Source organism: Vibrio sp. ZF57 (assembly GCF_001691235.1).
GTDB classification, from domain to species: domain Bacteria; phylum Pseudomonadota; class Gammaproteobacteria; order Enterobacterales; family Vibrionaceae; genus Vibrio; species Vibrio crassostreae_C.
The window spans coordinates 45629-62649 of record NZ_MAKD01000117.1; the positions used below are offsets into that span (position 1 = coordinate 45629).

Annotated in this window: 16 protein-coding genes; 9 read left to right on the forward strand and 7 right to left on the reverse strand. The window is 44.1% G+C overall.

Annotated features, from left to right (window positions below):
• Positions 1-17: 17 nt before the first annotated feature.
• Positions 18-1289 carry an L-methionine/branched-chain amino acid transporter gene (yjeH, locus tag A6D97_RS18605; RefSeq protein WP_065585006.1) on the reverse strand — a complete coding sequence of 424 codons (1272 nt, stop codon included), beginning with the start codon at positions 1287-1289 and terminating at the stop codon, positions 18-20.
• Positions 1290-1543: 254 nt separating this feature from the next.
• Between yjeH and A6D97_RS18610 the strand changes: the two genes are divergently transcribed.
• The 3 genes from A6D97_RS18610 to A6D97_RS18620 all read left to right on the forward strand — a co-directional run bounded on the left by A6D97_RS18610 (position 1544) and on the right by A6D97_RS18620 (position 3661).
• Positions 1544-2005: an Lrp/AsnC family transcriptional regulator gene (locus tag A6D97_RS18610; protein ID WP_017061781.1), complete on the forward strand. Its 462-nt coding sequence runs from the start codon at positions 1544-1546 to the stop codon at positions 2003-2005.
• Complete coding sequence (locus A6D97_RS18615) at positions 1999-2919, forward strand: LysR family transcriptional regulator (protein ID WP_017061780.1); 921 nt, start codon at positions 1999-2001, stop codon at positions 2917-2919. The genes A6D97_RS18610 and A6D97_RS18615 overlap by 7 nt, the downstream gene beginning before the upstream one ends.
• A gap of 127 nt (positions 2920-3046) precedes the next feature.
• Positions 3047-3661, forward strand: a complete 615-nt coding sequence (locus tag A6D97_RS18620) for a LysE family translocator (RefSeq protein ID WP_017061779.1) — start codon at positions 3047-3049, stop codon at positions 3659-3661.
• Positions 3662-4054: 393 nt separating this feature from the next.
• Here the strand turns inward: A6D97_RS18620 and A6D97_RS18625 are convergent, their stop codons facing one another.
• Together A6D97_RS18625 and A6D97_RS18630 are read right to left on the reverse strand one after the other, a co-directional pair.
• Entirely contained in the window at positions 4055-5218 is a 1164-nt protein-coding gene (locus tag A6D97_RS18625; protein ID WP_017061778.1) for an alpha/beta fold hydrolase, read from the reverse strand.
• A gap of 53 nt (positions 5219-5271) precedes the next feature.
• Complete coding sequence (locus A6D97_RS18630; protein ID WP_017061777.1) at positions 5272-5502, reverse strand: hypothetical protein; 231 nt, start codon at positions 5500-5502, stop codon at positions 5272-5274.
• A gap of 273 nt (positions 5503-5775) precedes the next feature.
• Here A6D97_RS18630 and hcp point away from each other — a divergent pair, with 273 nt between their 5' ends.
• Both hcp and A6D97_RS18640 read left to right on the forward strand, forming a co-directional pair.
• Positions 5776-7437, forward strand: coding sequence for a hydroxylamine reductase (gene hcp, locus A6D97_RS18635; protein WP_017068651.1), 1662 nt, complete (start codon positions 5776-5778; stop codon positions 7435-7437).
• 101 nt (positions 7438-7538) lie between these two features.
• On the forward strand, positions 7539-8612 hold the full coding sequence (locus A6D97_RS18640; RefSeq protein WP_065585007.1) for a hybrid-cluster NAD(P)-dependent oxidoreductase: 1074 nt from the start codon (positions 7539-7541) through the stop codon (positions 8610-8612).
• A 239-nt stretch (positions 8613-8851) separates the two neighbouring features.
• Here the strand turns inward: A6D97_RS18640 and A6D97_RS18645 are convergent, their stop codons facing one another.
• Positions 8852-10288, reverse strand: a complete 1437-nt coding sequence (locus tag A6D97_RS18645) for a glyceraldehyde-3-phosphate dehydrogenase (RefSeq protein WP_017068649.1) — start codon at positions 10286-10288, stop codon at positions 8852-8854.
• An 893-nt stretch (positions 10289-11181) separates the two neighbouring features.
• Here A6D97_RS18645 and A6D97_RS18650 point away from each other — a divergent pair.
• The gene (locus A6D97_RS18650) at positions 11182-13746 is read left to right on the forward strand and encodes an ATP-binding protein (protein WP_065585008.1); all 2565 of its coding nucleotides are present in this window, start codon (positions 11182-11184) and stop codon (positions 13744-13746) included.
• A gap of 31 nt (positions 13747-13777) precedes the next feature.
• Here A6D97_RS18650 and A6D97_RS18655 read toward each other — a convergent pair whose 3' ends face one another.
• From A6D97_RS18655 to A6D97_RS18665, 3 genes are all read right to left on the reverse strand, one after another.
• Entirely contained in the window at positions 13778-14014 is a 237-nt protein-coding gene (locus A6D97_RS18655) for a hypothetical protein (RefSeq protein ID WP_017061772.1), read from the reverse strand.
• Between the two features lie 166 nt (positions 14015-14180).
• Positions 14181-14807, reverse strand: coding sequence for a D-Ala-D-Ala carboxypeptidase family metallohydrolase (locus A6D97_RS18660; RefSeq protein WP_017066096.1), 627 nt, complete (start codon positions 14805-14807; stop codon positions 14181-14183).
• Between the two features lie 197 nt (positions 14808-15004).
• Positions 15005-15319, reverse strand: a complete 315-nt coding sequence (locus A6D97_RS18665) for a DUF496 family protein (protein ID WP_004742367.1) — start codon at positions 15317-15319, stop codon at positions 15005-15007.
• A 195-nt stretch (positions 15320-15514) separates the two neighbouring features.
• Between A6D97_RS18665 and A6D97_RS18670 the strand changes: the two genes are divergently transcribed.
• The 3 genes from A6D97_RS18670 to A6D97_RS18680 are packed head-to-tail and all read left to right on the forward strand — an operon-like array spanning position 15515 to position 16743.
• Positions 15515-15715 (forward strand): hypothetical protein, encoded by a 201-nt coding sequence (locus tag A6D97_RS18670; RefSeq protein WP_017068647.1) that lies wholly within the window; start codon positions 15515-15517, stop codon positions 15713-15715.
• Positions 15716-15771: 56 nt separating this feature from the next.
• The gene (locus A6D97_RS18675) at positions 15772-16428 is read left to right on the forward strand and encodes a YceH family protein (RefSeq protein ID WP_065585009.1); all 657 of its coding nucleotides are present in this window, start codon (positions 15772-15774) and stop codon (positions 16426-16428) included.
• Positions 16429-16743, forward strand: coding sequence for a GIY-YIG nuclease family protein (locus tag A6D97_RS18680; protein ID WP_017061768.1), 315 nt, complete (start codon positions 16429-16431; stop codon positions 16741-16743).
• Positions 16744-17021: the final 278 nt, after the last annotated feature.

A 17021-nucleotide genomic window follows, 5' to 3' on the forward strand; every position in this document is an offset into this window, starting at 1 on the left:
ATTCATCACGAATCGAGTTACAACTTGTCGATAGAGACGGTGGGTTTACCTTTACCTAGCCACTTCCGCCAAGGGAGTGACAATGTCACAAAAACAGTCACAGCATAGAGCATCGACCAACTTAAACAGATAAACACCAAGGTACAGATGACCAATGAAAGCATGGCAGTGTATCTAGATGCGCCTGTTAGTAATCGGCAAGCGGCTAACATTGCGAGCAGATAAACCAGAACAAAAATACCGTTGGCGAGCTTGAGAAAGAACTCAAGGTCTAAATTAGACAGCTCACCAATCACACACGAAATAAGCACGACAAAGCCAATTGCTAACGTTGGGTAGAGCGGTACGCCGCGGCTGTTCAGTTGAGCCATTCGACTTGCAGGGCTGTGTTGGCGGGCCTGAGCCCAGATCATCCGAGACAGGCTTTGTGTGTAAAGGTTTAGGCTGGCAAAGCAAGCAAAGAACCCCAGCACGCTGATGACGGTTTTGAAGCCATTACCAAACAGTTGTTCTGTTACCCAAGGGATGGATGCGGCATCGAATTCAGATGAACCGAAAGCACCCAGCTTAAGAATCACTACTGAACAAGCCCAGTACACTAGCCCCGCAACAAAACAGCCTGCAATGATGGCGATTGGGAAGTCACGTTGTGGATTTTTGAATTCCTCTCCCATGTGAGCAAAAGCTTCTATTCCGACAAAGCACCAAAACATGACAGCTAAAGCAGCGCCGATAGACCACATTGAATTGGATGAGATGGCAGGAAGAGCAACATCGGTTGCCGTGATGTCGGCTTTCCAAACAAAAGCGCTGACTAAGGCAAAAATCGACAATGCGATCACGGTTTGCAGTCGGCCAGAAGATTTACTGCCCATCAAATTGACGGCAATAAGCAGGGCGACGGTAAAGGATTGAGCACCAAGTGGTGTATCGAGAGGTGCGGGTAACAATTGTTGAGCAAAACCACCAGCCAGTGCAATGGCCGCTGGAATACCGACAGGAATAACACTCACAAACAACCACGCCACGCTTGTTTCTAATCGCTCGCTAAACGCCTGGCGCGCAAAATAGGCAGTACCACCTGCATTCGGGTAGCGTTTTCCTAATGATGCGAAGGTCAGTGCAATCGGGCAAATAGCGATAAACAGGATTAACCAAGCGAGAAGAGACAACTGTCCTGCAATGCCTGCTGCGATCGCAGGGATCATAAATAATCCAGTGCCTAGCAAGGTCGTCGAGAGTTGTCCGATTCCTGAAATAAGCGTGATTTCTTGTTTGAGTTGTGTCATTCGCTCTCCTAGCTATTTGATTCTGGTCACGGTCTTCCAGTAACTTTCTTCTGGTGTGTGAGAAGTTATGATTGAGAGCATACATTGTTGACATCAATAATACAGCTAGCGAAACGTCGTAAGACACCGTCATTTTAACGGTATTAATCCGATTCAGTGTGAAAGTGTCGGCTGTCAGAATGGCTGTTATAAGTAGGAAAGTTGTGTCAAATTAGGCGTTATAAATAGAACAATAAATGAAAAGAATCAGAAGCATGGATAAATTTGATCGCCAGATTTTGGATATTCTCAAAACCAATGCACGATGCTCAGTGAGCGATATCGCCCGAGATGTCAGCCTCTCGCGTTCAGCGGTGAACGCCAGAATCAAGAAACTGGAAAGCGACAAAGTGATTACGGGCTACTGCGCTCAAGTGGCAGAACCCAACCAAACGAAGAATGTGTGCGCTTATATCTTGTTGAAGTTCGACATGTCGAGTAGTGACCATAGTTGTGAGTCTTACGCGAAACAAATCCAGAGTATTGATGAGGTGCAATGGTGCCACTCTATTAGCGGTGAGACAGATATGATGTTGTACGTGGAAGTGGAAAGCATGGAGAGCTTGAACCGAGTTCGCGATCAGCTGCAAAGTTACCCGGATCTTCGCCACTTAATGACTCATACGGTTTTGACCGAGTTTTTCAACAAACAGAATGCGACGGTGCATTCATGTTAGGCAATATCAACTTAAACCTACTGCGTTCACTGCATGTACTTCTTGAAGAGTGTCATGTGAGCCGTGCCGCCCAACGTTTGCATATCACACAATCCGCGGTGAGCCGTCAGCTCAGCCAGTTACGTGATTTGTGTGGCGACCCTTTGCTGGTCCGTGACGGCAACAAACTGGTGCCGACCAACCGTGCATTGCTACTCAAAGGTAAACTCGACGACCTGCTTGGCGAGTTTGACCACCTGTTAGATGATAAACCCTTCGAGCCGCAAGACTGGCAGGGTGAATTGGTGTTGTCTTCGAGTGATTATGTCGCTCAGTATATTCTTCCTGTGATTGTGGCAGAGGTGTCTGCTGAAGCGCCGAACATTAATCTGGCTTATCGATTGTGGCAGCCAAACTACCTTGAAGCACTGAACGAGTCTGGGATTCATTTGGCTTCCAGTATGTTTCCCACAAAGCCAGAACATGTCTCAAGTATCAAACTTGGTGAAGATAAGTCGGTGTGTTTGATGCGAAAGTCGCACCCGCTGGCTCAACAAGCGGTTTTGAGTGCAGAAGATATTGTTCACTACTCTCACATCAAAGTGACGGGTGGTGGAGATAAAGACAGTTACGCGGACATAGCATTGAAGAAGCAAGGGCTGAAGCGAAGAGTGGCTTTACAGGTTCCGTTCTTTTCATCTGCTGGTACTGTGTTATTGCAAGACGACTATCTGATGATCGTGCCAGAACATATCGCCTATAACCTAGGTCGACACCTCGATACTACTTACTTTTCGTTGCCATTTGATACGGAAATGCATACCTATTGGTTAATGTGGCATCCTAAATATGACAACGACTCTGCCCACAAATGGGCGCGAGAAAAAGCATTCCAAGCCATGCAAAAGTCGAGTTACAATATCAGTATGACTTGAAATCATAGGTGTGATGATAATCTTTGATTTCAAATAATACCTCCTGCGAATTATGGTAAGTGCCAAGTATTGAGTATTAAGCGTAGAGCGTTCAGCTGGAACGCTTTATTTTATTAGGAATGGAATGATGACAGTAACAATTTGGTTTTCTTTATTAGCGATTTGCTTGTTGGGTGCAATGTCTCCGGGCCCAAGCTTGGCGATGATCGCTAAACACAGTTTGGCTGGTGGCCGTATGAACGGGCTTATCGCAGCTTGGTCACACGCTGCTGGTATCGGTATTTATGCGTTCGCAACCATTGTTGGTTTAGCCGTTGTGCTTGAGCAATCCCCAATGTTATTTAAAGGTATTAGCTTAGCGGGGGCTGCTTATCTGCTTTATCTTGGCGTTAATGCGTTACGTTCGAAAGGTGGTGTTGCCGCGAAATTAGAAGCGGGTGAAAAGATGAGTTACATGCAGTCTGCTCGTGAGGCTTTCTTGATCTCTATCTTGAGCCCAAAGATCGCATTGTTCTTCATCGCTCTGTTTAGCCAATTTGTAGCGCTAGGTAATGAACTGACCAATCAAGTGATTATTGTCTCAACGCCGCTGATTGTCGACGGCCTTTGGTACACCTTTATCACCTTGGTACTGTCTAGCCCGTTGATTGTTGAACGTATTCGCTCGAAAGCTCAGTTGATTGATCGACTATCTGGCGTGGTGCTGATCCTGCTTGCTGTTCGCGTGGTGTGGACGATATAGCAGTAAACGATAAGAATAAGTAACTAGGGTCTGTTAACTTTTAGTGGTTAAATTTTGTTCGAGATAGAATCGTTTTAGGCGCGGCAAGGAGTATGTAGCCTAGTCATTCTAAGTTAATACTTCTTAACAAAGCATAAAACGATTCTAGCCGAACCCTTCGGGCAGCCTTTGTGGTTCATTTCTACTGCGTTATCGGCTTCTTATGTAGGCTAGCTACACTTCAAAGCCTCTGCCTTGTAGAAATTTCCCACAAAGTGCTGCAAAAATCAGCTCTAAAGGTCAACAGACCCTAGACGTTCACCAGAAACGACACTCATTAAAAAAGGCTCACTAGACGTTATCTAGTGAGCCTTTTTGATTTCTCTGGATTAGCTTTTGGAAGACTTGAGCTTATTAGCCTTCAGAGTTCAGTACGGCATCTAGCTTCGCCATCGAGTCTGAGAAGTAGGGGTTGTAGGTCAAACGCGCATGGTTCTTCCCTTCTTCACGATAGCCCCAAGCTGAGTACCAAACCTCACTGGTTGCATTGCATTGTTCTTCAAACCCTTCTGCCTGACCATTGGAGCAAATCTTCTCGCTACCATTGATTCCGTAATAAGGGTTGTTTGGTGAGAACAGTAAGCCCATGTGAGAGCCGTTCGAGATGCGTTGCTCTGGGATCTTCATGCTGTACTGAACAGCGCGAGGATCCTCGAGAGTCGTCTCTCCTTGCCAAACCAACACATTGTTTGGATTCGGCATAGATTCAGTAAAGGCTTGCTGAACGTAGTTGGTGTCAATCACGCTGTCGCCTTCACTCATCATAATAAAAACTGGTTTATCGAAGTGTTTATCTTGTAAGTCACCACGTACGACTTCTGATGTCTCGTAGTAAACCGATGCACCATTCATTGGCAACGAGTTGTAACGCAACACATTGTCTTCAGGATCTTGATCCGCCCAAGTGACAAAGTAGCTTGCTAGTCCCGCGTATTGAACGGCAGACGAGCTCGGTTGAAACGCAGGTGAGAACAGCAGTAACCCAGAGATCTTTGGATCGTTCATCGCCTGTGAAGTCACGAGGTTCGCGCCGGTTGAATAGCCGCCTAGCCAAACAGAATCATACTCTTGCTCAAGTAACTTCGTATGATGAGCCACCACACCTTGCCAATCTTCTAGGCTCGGCTGCATTAAATCACCCACGCGACTGCCGTGACCCGGAAGTAATACGGTTCTCACTAAGTAACCTTGCTCTGCCAAATGGGTAGCGATGTCTTTAAATGAGTAAGGTGAGTCGCCTAATCCATGAACCAATAATACCGCCTTGCCGTTTGGCGAGGTTGGTTGATACTCGGTTGGTGAATTGAGTTGGATCTCGAGTTGCTTGTCTTCCGTCATGAACACGCGGTTTTTCAATAACCAATCTTGTGTGTCATTGACGTAGGCATCAAAGCTGTCTTGCTGATAGCTAGGCAAGTCTGGAGATGTTTCGTAAGCGGGTATCGGTGTCTCGTTGGAACAACCAACGAGACTTAAAGTCGTTAAGGCCAGCAGTGCTAGGAGGGGCTTTCTTTGCATTATGTAATCTTGTCTCTGTTGTGCTTTCACTATGTCTGAAACTAAAGTTTAGGTTACTTTTTGCTTGAAAGGTCTTCGTATTCACCTTCAATAACACCGGCATCATTGGTTGATGACTGACGAGTGTTCATATGAGCTGCGAAACCTTGTTTCTTCATTTGATTCTGAATGCGCTTGCCAGTAATTAAAGCTGCAATAGCTAAAGGAATAGCAAGGATCAAGCTTGTGAATAACGCCAAAAGGCCAGTAAACAATGCAACAATCGTAACTAATATATTTTTCATATTCATTCCTCTTTTTCTATGTTGTTACTTTATCGCTTCTATTCTGAACGAAACATGAACGCCGTTAATAAATCTCTGAGAGTCACTATGACACGGATGTGTGCTGTTAGGGAGTTTATATGTAGTCATAATCACGCACTAAAAACATGGAATAAAACTAAGTTTAATAAAATCAATATGTTAAAAGTTGGCACGCTTGATGCTCTATAGGGGTTGGAATAAGTCACTGTAAGCAAAGTACTTACAGTTAATAAAAATTACTGGAGCCCTTATATGTTCTGTATTCAATGTGAACAAACAATTCAAACCCCAACCGTAAAAGGCTGTTCTTTCGCACAAGGTATGTGTGGTAAAACTTCGGAAGTATCCGACCTTCAAGACGTGTTGGTGCATTCTCTTCAAGGTGTTTCTTTTTGGGCCAATTTGGGCCGTGCGTGTGATGTTATTGATACTGAAATCGACGAGTGGGCGCCAAAAGCGTTTTTCGCAACACTAACCAACGTTAACTTCGACCCTGCTCGTATCATCGAATTCGCACAACAGTCCCATGAATTCAAGCAGCGTTTAGAGCAACAGGTTCGCGCGGCAGCGACATTGATTGGTTTTGAGATCCCAGCGCTTTCTGCTGCTGCTCAATTCGACCTTCCAACGGACTCTTCAGAGCTATTGGCGCTTGCCCCTCAAGCGGCGGTAAACCGTGGTCACGACTCTCAACACGAAGATGTGATTGGTCTTCGCCTTCTTTGCCTATACGGTCTAAAAGGTGCAGCAGCTTACATGGAGCACGCACGTGTTCTTGGTCAAACTGATAATGCTATTTTCGCTGAATACCATGAAATCATGGCGTTCCTAGGTACAGATCCATCAGACCTAAAACAACTGTTAGATACGTCTATGCAGATCGGCTTAATGAACTACAAGGTCATGGAAATGTTGGATAAAGGCGAGACAGATACCTTCGGTCACCCTCAACCAACAACCGTGAATGTGAAGACGAAGCGAGGTCACTGTATCCTTGTTTCTGGTCACGACCTGCATGATCTAGAAAAGATCCTTCAACAAACGGAAGGCAAGGGCATTAACGTTTACACCAACGGTGAGATGCTACCTGCACACGGCTACCCTGAACTAAACAAGTACCCACACCTTGCGGGTAACTACGGCAGCGCTTGGCAGAACCAGCAAAAAGAATTTGCGAACTTCCCAGGTGCGATCGTAATGACATCTAACTGTCTGCTTAACCCAGATGTGGGCTCGTACGCTGACCGCCTATTTACGCGTAGCATCGTAGGCTGGCCGGGTGTTGCTCACCTTGAAGGTGACGATTTCAGTGCAGTGATCGATTGTGCTCTTGCGCAAGAAGGCTTTAAGCATGACGAGATCGAGCAAATGATCACTGTCGGTTTTGGTCGTAACGCCTTGATGGAAGCAGCGCCTGCGGTTGTTGAACAAGTGAAAGAAGGCAACATCAAACACTTCTTCCTAGTGGGTGGTTGTGACGGCGACAAATCTGAACGTAGCTACTACACAGATTTCACAGCTCAAGCGCCAGAAGATTCAGTAATCCTGACATTGGCATGTGGTAAATTCCGTTTCAACAAAAACCAATTCGGCGACATTAACGGTATTCCACGTCTGCTCGATGTTGGCCAATGTAACGATGCATACTCAGCGATTCAGCTTGCTCTTGCGCTGTCTCAAGAGTTTGATTGTGGCATCAACGAACTACCACTAACACTTGTTCTTTCTTGGTTCGAGCAAAAAGCGATCGTTATCCTGCTTACTCTGTTCGCACTGGGTGTGAAAGGTATCTACACAGGCCCAACAGCGCCTGCATTCCTAACTGAAAACCTACTAAAGATTATTCAAGACGAGTTCGATATGCGTTCTATCTCAACGCCAGAGCAAGATCTTAAAACAATCTTAGCGGCTTAATCTAAGCCCACTCCCAAGCCCCGTTGTTGCTGTTCTCTAGGAACGTGCAGCGGCGGGGCTTTTTAGATTTAATTCTTTAGTATCAGTGAGGTGTGTGAACTATGTATGCATGGTCGGATAGCGATTCAATCAATTTAGTGTGTTTAAAGAAATGGCACGAGACGCCAGATACGGTCAGCTTTGAGCTTGGCAGTATTCCACAAGATTTACATTTCAATTTTAAGCCCGGTCAGTTCATCACCTTGGGTTTAGATATGCCGACGAAAACGGATTACCGTGCTTATTCCGTGGCTTCTTGCCCCGAAGATAACCGCCTGAAGTTGACGGTCAAGCGTGTGGAAGGTGGCTTGGTTTCGAACTTTATTGTTGATGAGCTTGATGAAGGTGACGAGGTTTCTGTGTTGAAGCCGGCAGGCTCGTTTAACTGTATTGATTGCATGCCAACGGCAACAAAGAAAGTAACGCTAGTGAGTGCGGGCTGTGGCATTACACCCGTAATGGCGATGGTAAAATATTGGCTGTCTCAAGACAGTGACAGTGACAGTGACAGTGACATTGAGATTGATTTCGTCCACATGGCACGCAACAAGCTTGAGACTATCTACTTTCAAGAACTTCATCAGCTCGATGAATCACATGCGAATTTCAACTTAAAACTGCTGTTAAAAGACAACGAAGGAACAACCGCCCCTCAAGGTCGTTTAGATAAAAACTGGTTGGTGAAACTGAGCCCAGATATCTTAGATAGAACGGTTTACCTGTGTGGGCCTGTCGGCTTCATGCAAGATATTGAGAGTTATCTGAAAGAGCTTGAGTTCAACATGGATAACTTCTATCAAGAAAGCTTTACTCCTGCTACTCAGGATGCTCAATCAGAAGCGTCAAACGCCGAAATTGCTGACGATACGAATAGTGCTGTTAAGGTATTTGTGCCTGCGTTCGGCGCTGAAGTTGAAGCGGAAACTGGCACACCATTGGCGGATTCATTAGAAAAAGCAGGCGTTCCAATTATTATCGCTTGTCGTAGTGGGATTTGTGGTTCGTGTAAATGCAAAGTGACCAAAGGATCTGTGGAATCAAGCAGCCAAGAAACATTGACGCCAGAGCAGATTGAACAGGGCTACGTGCTTGCATGTTCAAGCTCGATTCAGTCAGATGTTGAGGTTGAGTTATAACAGACGTAAAGCTGTGCAAGAGTGATGAAGACAAGATCTTATTATAGCGATAAAAGTTAGGGCGCTAGATGTAAAAAGGCCACCTAGATCAGTTAGAGAGAGCAGATCTAAGTGGCAACCCTCTTGTTTATACGGGGGAGTAAAACAAAAGGGGTTGCGAAGTCCATACAGACTTCGCAGATATAGTTATTATGTTGTGGAGCTTGTTGCGATGGACGTATCTACAAGAGCGAAGTTAATTAAACTTCTGGGTATGTCTTGTAGCGTACACCCATCATCTGTTCCATACAGTGAACAACTTGGCAGCTGTAGCCAAACTCGTTATCGTACCAAATGTACAGCACGGCACGGTTGTCTTGTGCGATAGTCGCCACACCGTCAACCACACCTGGGTGACGAGAGCCAACCAAGTCGGTAGATACAATCTCAGTCGAGTCTGTGTAATCAATTTGTGCAGACAAAGCAGAAGACAGCGCCATTTCACGCAGGTACTCGTTCAACTCTTCTTTGTTTGTGCCTTTCTCAAGGTTTAGGTTCGCAACTGCCATTGAAACGTTTGGCGTAGGAACGCGAATCGCATTACCTGTTAGCTTACCTTCCATTTCCGGCATCGCTTTTGATACTGCTTTAGCAGCGCCAGTCGATGTCAGTACCATGTTCAATGATGCAGCACGACCACGACGATCACCCGAGTGGAAGTTATCGATTAGGTTTTGATCATTGGTAAATGAGTGCACCGTTTCGATGTGACCAGACAGCACGCCAAACTTGTCGTGAACCGCTTTCAATACTGGCGTGATTGCGTTAGTAGTACAGCTTGCTGCAGAGATGATGGTGTCTTCTGGCTGAATAACATTTTCATTCACACCAAATACCACGTTCTTGATGTCGCCTTTACCAGGTGCAGTCAGTAGCACTTTCTTCGCACCGTTACACGCAACGTGTTGGCTCAGGCCTTCCGCGTCACGCCATACGCCTGTGTTATCAACCACAAGTGCATTTTCAACACCGTAAGCCGTGTAATCCACTTCTTCTGGTTTGTTTGCGTAGATAACTTGGATGAAGTTACCGTTAACGATGATCGCTTTGCGTTCTTGGTCTACAACAATGCTGCCGTTGAATTGGCCGTGTACAGAGTCACGACGAAGCAGGCTTGCACGTTTTTCTAGGTCGCCATCTTTGCCGCCGCGTACAACGATTGCACGTAAACGCAGTGGGTAACCCGGGCCACTTTTCTCGATCAACAGACGAGTTAGCAGTCGGCCAATACGACCAAAACCGTACAATACAACGTCACGAGGTTCTGTCATTGCATCGCCTTCAAGCGATTCGATAAGTGCAGTTTGTAGGAAATCATCCAACCCATGTGTGTCTTCGCGATCTTGCCAGAATGAATGCGCAAGGCGACCAACATCAATACGACATGGAGATAAGTCCATAGAGAGAAGGTGTTGAATGATAGGTTGAGTCTGTTCTGCTGTAAGAGGAGAACCAGTGTAACGTTTTGCGATGCGGTGAGCTTTGATGATGTCGATAGTTGTCGCGTTAACTAAGGTCTTACCAAAGAGGATAACTTCTACGCCTTTTTGACGGTATAACTGACCTAAAGTTGGAGCGATGGATTCAGCAATGGTTTGACTAGTTTGCCAATCTAGGAGGTGCTTTTCGGGACTCATCTTTACTCGGGACCTTTCACGTTAAGTTTCTGCATTCATGGCGGTTGTAGGGAAGCCAATCAGCATAGGGGATTTGAGGCATCAGTCTGTGGTCTTTATTGCCACTTAAATGTGCTGATATACCTTGTGTGTAACTTGTAATTTTTATGTGGCAGGATTGTAAGGTACGACGGGTTATTCTGCTAGGAAAAATAAATGCAGACAAAATATCTGCAAATTGGCTTTATATTAGCCATAAATCAAGATTTGAACGTCGATAAAGACTATTGACTTTAATAATCTGTAGCACTTATTTTTCGTCAAAAAATACTCAATTCAAAGGATAATATGTAATACAGGTCATATTGAACATTAAAGGTGTGATCGCTAACTCAAGTTACACGTAAACAGTAAACGATAAATAAGGGAATTAACGAGTATTGATGTTTGACCTTTGAATAAGCCTAGCTTGAGTGTGAAAAGTGCATCACGCAAACGATTGGATGTCACAATTTTAACCTAACTATCCACTTTGTTAGCACGCAGAGTCATTATTCACAGTCTAGTTGAGCCGCAGAATGTGGATGTGTACTTGTTATGCCGGTGATAATAACTGGAGAAAACGTCTTTTGTTTACCTTTTGCTCACTGAAACCTCGCTTGTTTAAACCAGTCTTAATAAAAGCACGCCTTTCCGCTTTAAAGCACTTTTCTGGATACCAGTTGGCTTTAATTTTTCGTTCTGGGCTCAGAGTATCGTTTGTTCATATCCAATTTGATCAATAACCCTCTGTTAATGTCCTATTCTTAATTTGGGTTAGGTAAATTACTTTCGGGAAGGGAGTCGTTATAAAAATGATAAACATGTCAATTAGATGGCGTCTTATTTTTCTTTCCACGGTTTCTGTACTCATTATGTTCGGGTTTACAGTGAATGAAGTGCTTAAGAACGATGAGAAGATGAATCACCTTGAAACAACGCGTATTAAGGTCGAAGCGCTTCAATTTTTTAATACGGTTTCAAGTGATGCTTATCGATGGTTGGTGCTGTCTAATGATTCCCCTGAGAAAGGTCAGTTGCTTTTAACACTGCAATCAGAACTGGATAGACTGACTCAGTATGGAATGCGACTTCAACGGTTCGACAGCAATTGGAGTATTGACCCTCAGTTAGCTGAATTGAAAAAGTTGTTGATGATCCTAGCTAGTACACCTGAAACGACAGACAGCAGAAAATTGACAGAGCGCGCTTTCGACTTGTTAAAAGACGTGCTGATGGAGCTGTCCGAATATCGCATGGCTTTAGTCGATGGCAATATTGGTCAAGCGGAAGCGATGTTTATCAATCTTACGCATTATGTGTTTTGGACTCAGAGAGAAGCGTGGTTAAGCTTCAGTTTGTATCGCTCGCCCGAGCTAAGAAATCAATATTTATTGAGCTATGTAGGTGCGCTAGAGAGGCAGCAACAGTTGCTTGATACATTTTTCCGCTCTGATACTCGTTCACCTGAAATTAGGCAACTGCTAAACGCGGTCGCCAAAGATGATTTTCAAGACAAATTTATATCTCGAATCCTCAAAGGGGACTTTTCATCACCCGAAATATATCAACACTTGAAAAGCTTAGAGGTTAAAAAACGGGCTATTTCAAACGCGATTGGCGCTTACACCAATCAAATACAGTTTGAACTGACCAAGAATATCGCGTTGCAGAAAAGGCAAACCTTGGTCATGACGTTGCTTATACTCATCGCTTCTGGTGTTTTGATGTGGCTTGGGGTTGCGACATCTCTGCGCTTAAACAGAAACCTGTCGATTATCTTGAAAGGTGTGTCGGAATGCGCTGATAGCTACGGCCAGCCAAAGGTGATTCGTATCCAAGGGAACGATGAGCTTGCCGAGTTCACTGAAACCCTAAATCGAGTGATGGAACGCAACTATCTGCACAACAAAGAGTTGATAACAGCAAAAGAAGACGCGATTTCGGCTAACAAAGCCAAAAGCGCATTCTTAGCAAATATGTCACATGAAATACGCACGCCACTTAACGGGATCATTGGCATGGCTGAGATCTTATCTCAAAGCCAACTGAGCCCAAATCAACAAGAAGTACTGGGGGATATCGAATCGTCCTCTCACTCTTTACTGGTGCTGCTGAATGACATACTCGACCTGTCTAAAATCGAGTCGGGTAACTTGATGTTGTCACCACACAATGCTGATTTGCGAGAAGCGGTTTATGACTCTGTGAGTGTGATTCAGTCGAAAGCGATAAGTAAGGATATTGAGCTCGACATCAATATCGATTATCAAACGCCGTCACAACTGTTTTTCGATGAGTACCGCGTGAGACAGGTGCTGACCAATCTGCTTTCTAATGCCATCAAATTTACGTCTAAGGGCACAATTACAACTGACATTGCTTATACACCTATGTCTATGGGCAGGGGCAAGCTTGAATGCAGCGTGTCTGATACCGGGATTGGGATTGAGCCCGAGAAGTTAGAGTCCATATTTGAACCTTTCACTCAAGAAGATGGCAGCATTACCCGTCAATTTGGCGGTACGGGGTTAGGGCTTGCGATTTGTCGACAGCTTGTTGATTTGATGGGTGGTTACATTACCGCGCGTTCAGTGAAAGGAGAGGGCTCTACATTCACTTTTTGTTTGTATGTCGATGTTGTAGAAGCGCCTGTTCAAACTTTCGATAACCTGAGCCGAGCGACCATCATCTCGAACTCTTTCAATTACCTCGATCAGCTCGTTAAAGAGTGTGAGCGTTTGAATGTTCGAGCCAATGTGGTGTCATCCATTGCTGCCCTTAGTGAAAGTGTAAAAGAAAGTGACTTCATACTTTATTGTCATACCTTGCACCACTCTATGGAAAAAGATCTTGCGACGTTGAAGGTGATATATCCTCTTGCTCGCGTCATCGTTTGTCAGCATCACCTATTTAAAACCAACCTAATCAGAGAAACGGTCCACTCGACTCATACCTTGCCATTCTTGGGCCGACGTTTCTTAACCAGCTTACAATCTCTCGATGTGGGCGAAGAGCAAACGCCTCAAGTGGAAGCAAAAGATGAAGAAGTTCGCTCTCTGAATCGACGCATTTTGATCGTTGAAGACAATCTGATGAATCAAAAAATAGCGAGCTTCTTCCTTGAGCAAGCGGGTTATGAATATTTGATTGCCAGTAATGGCCAAGAAGCGGTGGATGTCATCACCCAGGGTGCTCAGTTTGATGCAGTCTTAATGGACTGCATGATGCCTGTTATGGATGGCATAACGGCGACTCGTGCGATACGTCAGTGGGAAGCCGATCAACAAGTCACACCATTACCCATCATAGCTTTAACCGCCAGTGTTCTAGAAGAAGACATCAAAGATTGTTTTGAAGCTGGTATGAACGCCTACTTACCTAAACCCTATAAATCTCACCAGCTGTACGATCTTTTCAGTAGCCTTGATATTGTCTAGGGCTCCCGTATCAAGGCTAGCGCGGCGCTACTTAACGAACTTCCAATCCAAGGTTGTATTGTGCAAGGCAACGACCGACATAGCTGATGTTCAGCAAGGCTGCGACTAAGATGGTGCTGATGTGGGCGACGATTTGAATTGGCAGTGAGAAGTGATCGGCCATTGGATAAGCAACAATAATACTGAGAAGCATAAGCAAGGTTGTGATAGCTAGACTGAAGTTTGAAACAGAAAGCAGAGTTTGAAAGCGTTGAGTCATCGTCTTCATATTGAATTCCTAATTGCTATTAATAATTATGATACTTGTTATTAATATCAATTAGCGTTCCAGTTTTAATTTACATTTAAAATCATAATCTTATGTAATTTCACTTGTTTTTAGAGTCTAAGTGACACGTGCGAATTTCAGGTCTTTATGACTTGATCGTGTTTCTTTACCATTGTCTAAACCCACAAGTATCGATGTGGAATCGAACACCTGAATATAAACCAAGCCCAACATTATTTTTTTGCCCGAATTCCGAATGAATCTTTTTAAGTTTCACGTGTAGATCTTCGCGAGTAATGTCATTTGCAGGCACTAGGTCTAAGGCACAAAACTCTAAGTGCTTACTTCGCAGTGCACCACCAGCTTGTTGATTGTAGATATCGGTTCGCTCTCCAGATACTGGTATAACAACACCGATTTCAGGCTCAATATATTGTTGTATGTACTTCAGGGTATTGATCATGTTTGGCACATGTTTCTTATTTGGGAGGGTAAACAAGGTTGTATTACTCATTGCCCAATCCGTCCCTTGCAATAGAACGAGATGCAGAGGCATGCTCTGAGTAACGCCATTGTCCTTGAGTTGTTGTCCGATTGCTCTCACTTGGTCTTGAGCGTGATTGAGGAGCATCCAACCTCGAAATGCTGATCGGGTCGGAACCTTGTAGCCATGAACATCGACCACGAGATCGTCATAAGTGATTTCGGTTTCTTCGGTATAAAGTTTCTCAAATTTTTCAGGGTAAGGTTGTGTCGTTGATAACGCCAAGGTTATCAGAATACTTCCGTACATAAAGTCTCTCCATCGCTAGTGTACACTCGTTATTTAGTTTGATACTGCTGTTGAGTTTCATTCATTTTGCTTAGGTACGCTTAAGCCTAGACGGTTAGGTTTAGATGCTTAAGTATAGACGCTGGAGTTTAGGTAAAAAAAACCCACTACTAAGAGTGGGTTACTAACATTGTTACAAGTAAATTAGCGAGGTTAGATTACTTCTTACCTTGGATTTGCTTGTCTTCTTCTGTCAGTTCACGAATGCGACGGCTGATGTCACGGCGAGCTTTAGAAATCTCAGCGCTCTTGATGATGTGGTCATCAACACGGTCTTCGTAGTCAGCTTTCATATTTTTGATAATGCCTAGGATCTCGTCGTGAGTCATCTCTGGCTTGATGTAATCAAGTAGGTTATCAAGAAGGTCGACACGCTTACGGTTGTCACGAACTTTCTTTTCGTTGTCTAAAAGTTCACGCTTAAGTTTGTTCTTACGTCGTGCTTGGTTAACAATTTCAAATACGCTGCTCATAGATTCCTTTTCCTATTCGTCAAATACGTTGTCTGCTTCTGATTAAAGCACATCAATTGATGATGTAACAGTCTTTAGATCAAAGCAAAAGTAAGGTTGTTTAATTATTCGTCACTCTCGCTGATGTGTGATTGTTTTTATCTTACCGTTCAAGTTAGTATCCCATGTAGATACTGCATTGATACGAAATGTGAAATGAATCAACAACAATTGGAAAACGAAGAATTGGACGACAATGTCACTGAATCTTCAGCAGAACAAAACAAGCTTCGTGATGCGTATGTACAAGAGCGTACTTATTTGGAAGTCGTGGAAATAGAGCTAAACCGTTCTAAGATCATAATGATTGATGAACAGGGCAGAAAGAAACGAGTACCAATTTTGTCTGAACACTAGTTACTGCATTGTTAGGTGTTGAGATGGAATTATCAAAATAATAAAAAGGAAAAACGATGAACACAGTACTTTCCCCAATTGAAGCGAGAATTATCGGTTGTTTGATCGAGAAAGAAGTCACTACTCCCGATCATTACCCACTGACACTGAACAGTTTAACCACGGCATGCAATCAAAAGAGTAACCGTGAACCTGTTCTCTCTCTTTCTGAGTCAGATGTTTTAGATGCAGTTGATGGTTTAATCGGACGTCGCATGGTGAGTGATGAGAGCAGCTTCAATAGCCGTGTTAATAAGTATCAGCATCGTTTCTGCAACACTGAGTTCGGCGATCTGCAATTTACAGAGCAAGAGCGTGCAATCATCTGCTGTATGTTACTGCGCGGTGCGCAAACACCCGGTGAACTTCGTACTCGAACGGGTCGCCTTGCAAACTTTAGTGATGTGAAAGAAGTAGAAGCAACATTAGACAAACTCGCTGCAAGAGAAGCAGGTGCCTTGGTTGTGAAGCTGCCACGCGAAGCGGGTAAACGTGAATCACGCTACCAGCATTTGTTGAGCGGTGAAGGGGACGTTGAAGCGTTTGCGATGGCATCAGTAAGCGCGGCTGCCCCCTCTGCAACGAGTGAAAAGTTTGAAGAGCTTGAGTCTGAAGTTGCAAGCCTACGAGCAGAAGTGGCAGAGCTTAAGGCTCTGGTTGAATCACTGCTTTAAATGTCAGATGCTGATAAAAATGCGGATTGGGTCGTGTACTTGATCCGCAATCGTCACAATGCCCTTTATTGTGGCGTGACGAACAATCTAGAACGTCGATTTGAACAACATCAAACCGGTAAAGGCGCCAAAGCTTTAAAAGGTAAAGGCCCACTTAAGCTGGTTTGGAGCTTTGGTGTTGGCTCAAAAAGTGAGGCGTTGAAAACCGAATACGCGATCAAGCAGTTGCCCAAATCCCGCAAAGAAAAACTGGTATCACTCAAACTGATTATTGAGTGGCAAAAAGACAAAATTCAATATATCGAAGTCTCATAATTCATAGCTAAAATGTTTGTTATTGATTAAATCTTAATAGTGTAAGGAGCTATATCGGCTCTAGCTAAGCTTATGAATTTAAATGGTAATTACTCTTACCGTGAATGGGCTGAAATCATAATTTAACTCGTTGTTCTTAATCTCCATTCCAAATTAACATATTGCTCATTTAGAATGTCGTTCTAATTAGTGTTAGACGCTATCATTTATCATCGTTGTCCTACATAATATCCATTAGCCATACAAAGAGATGGTGTCATGCTAGGTTAAAAAATGAG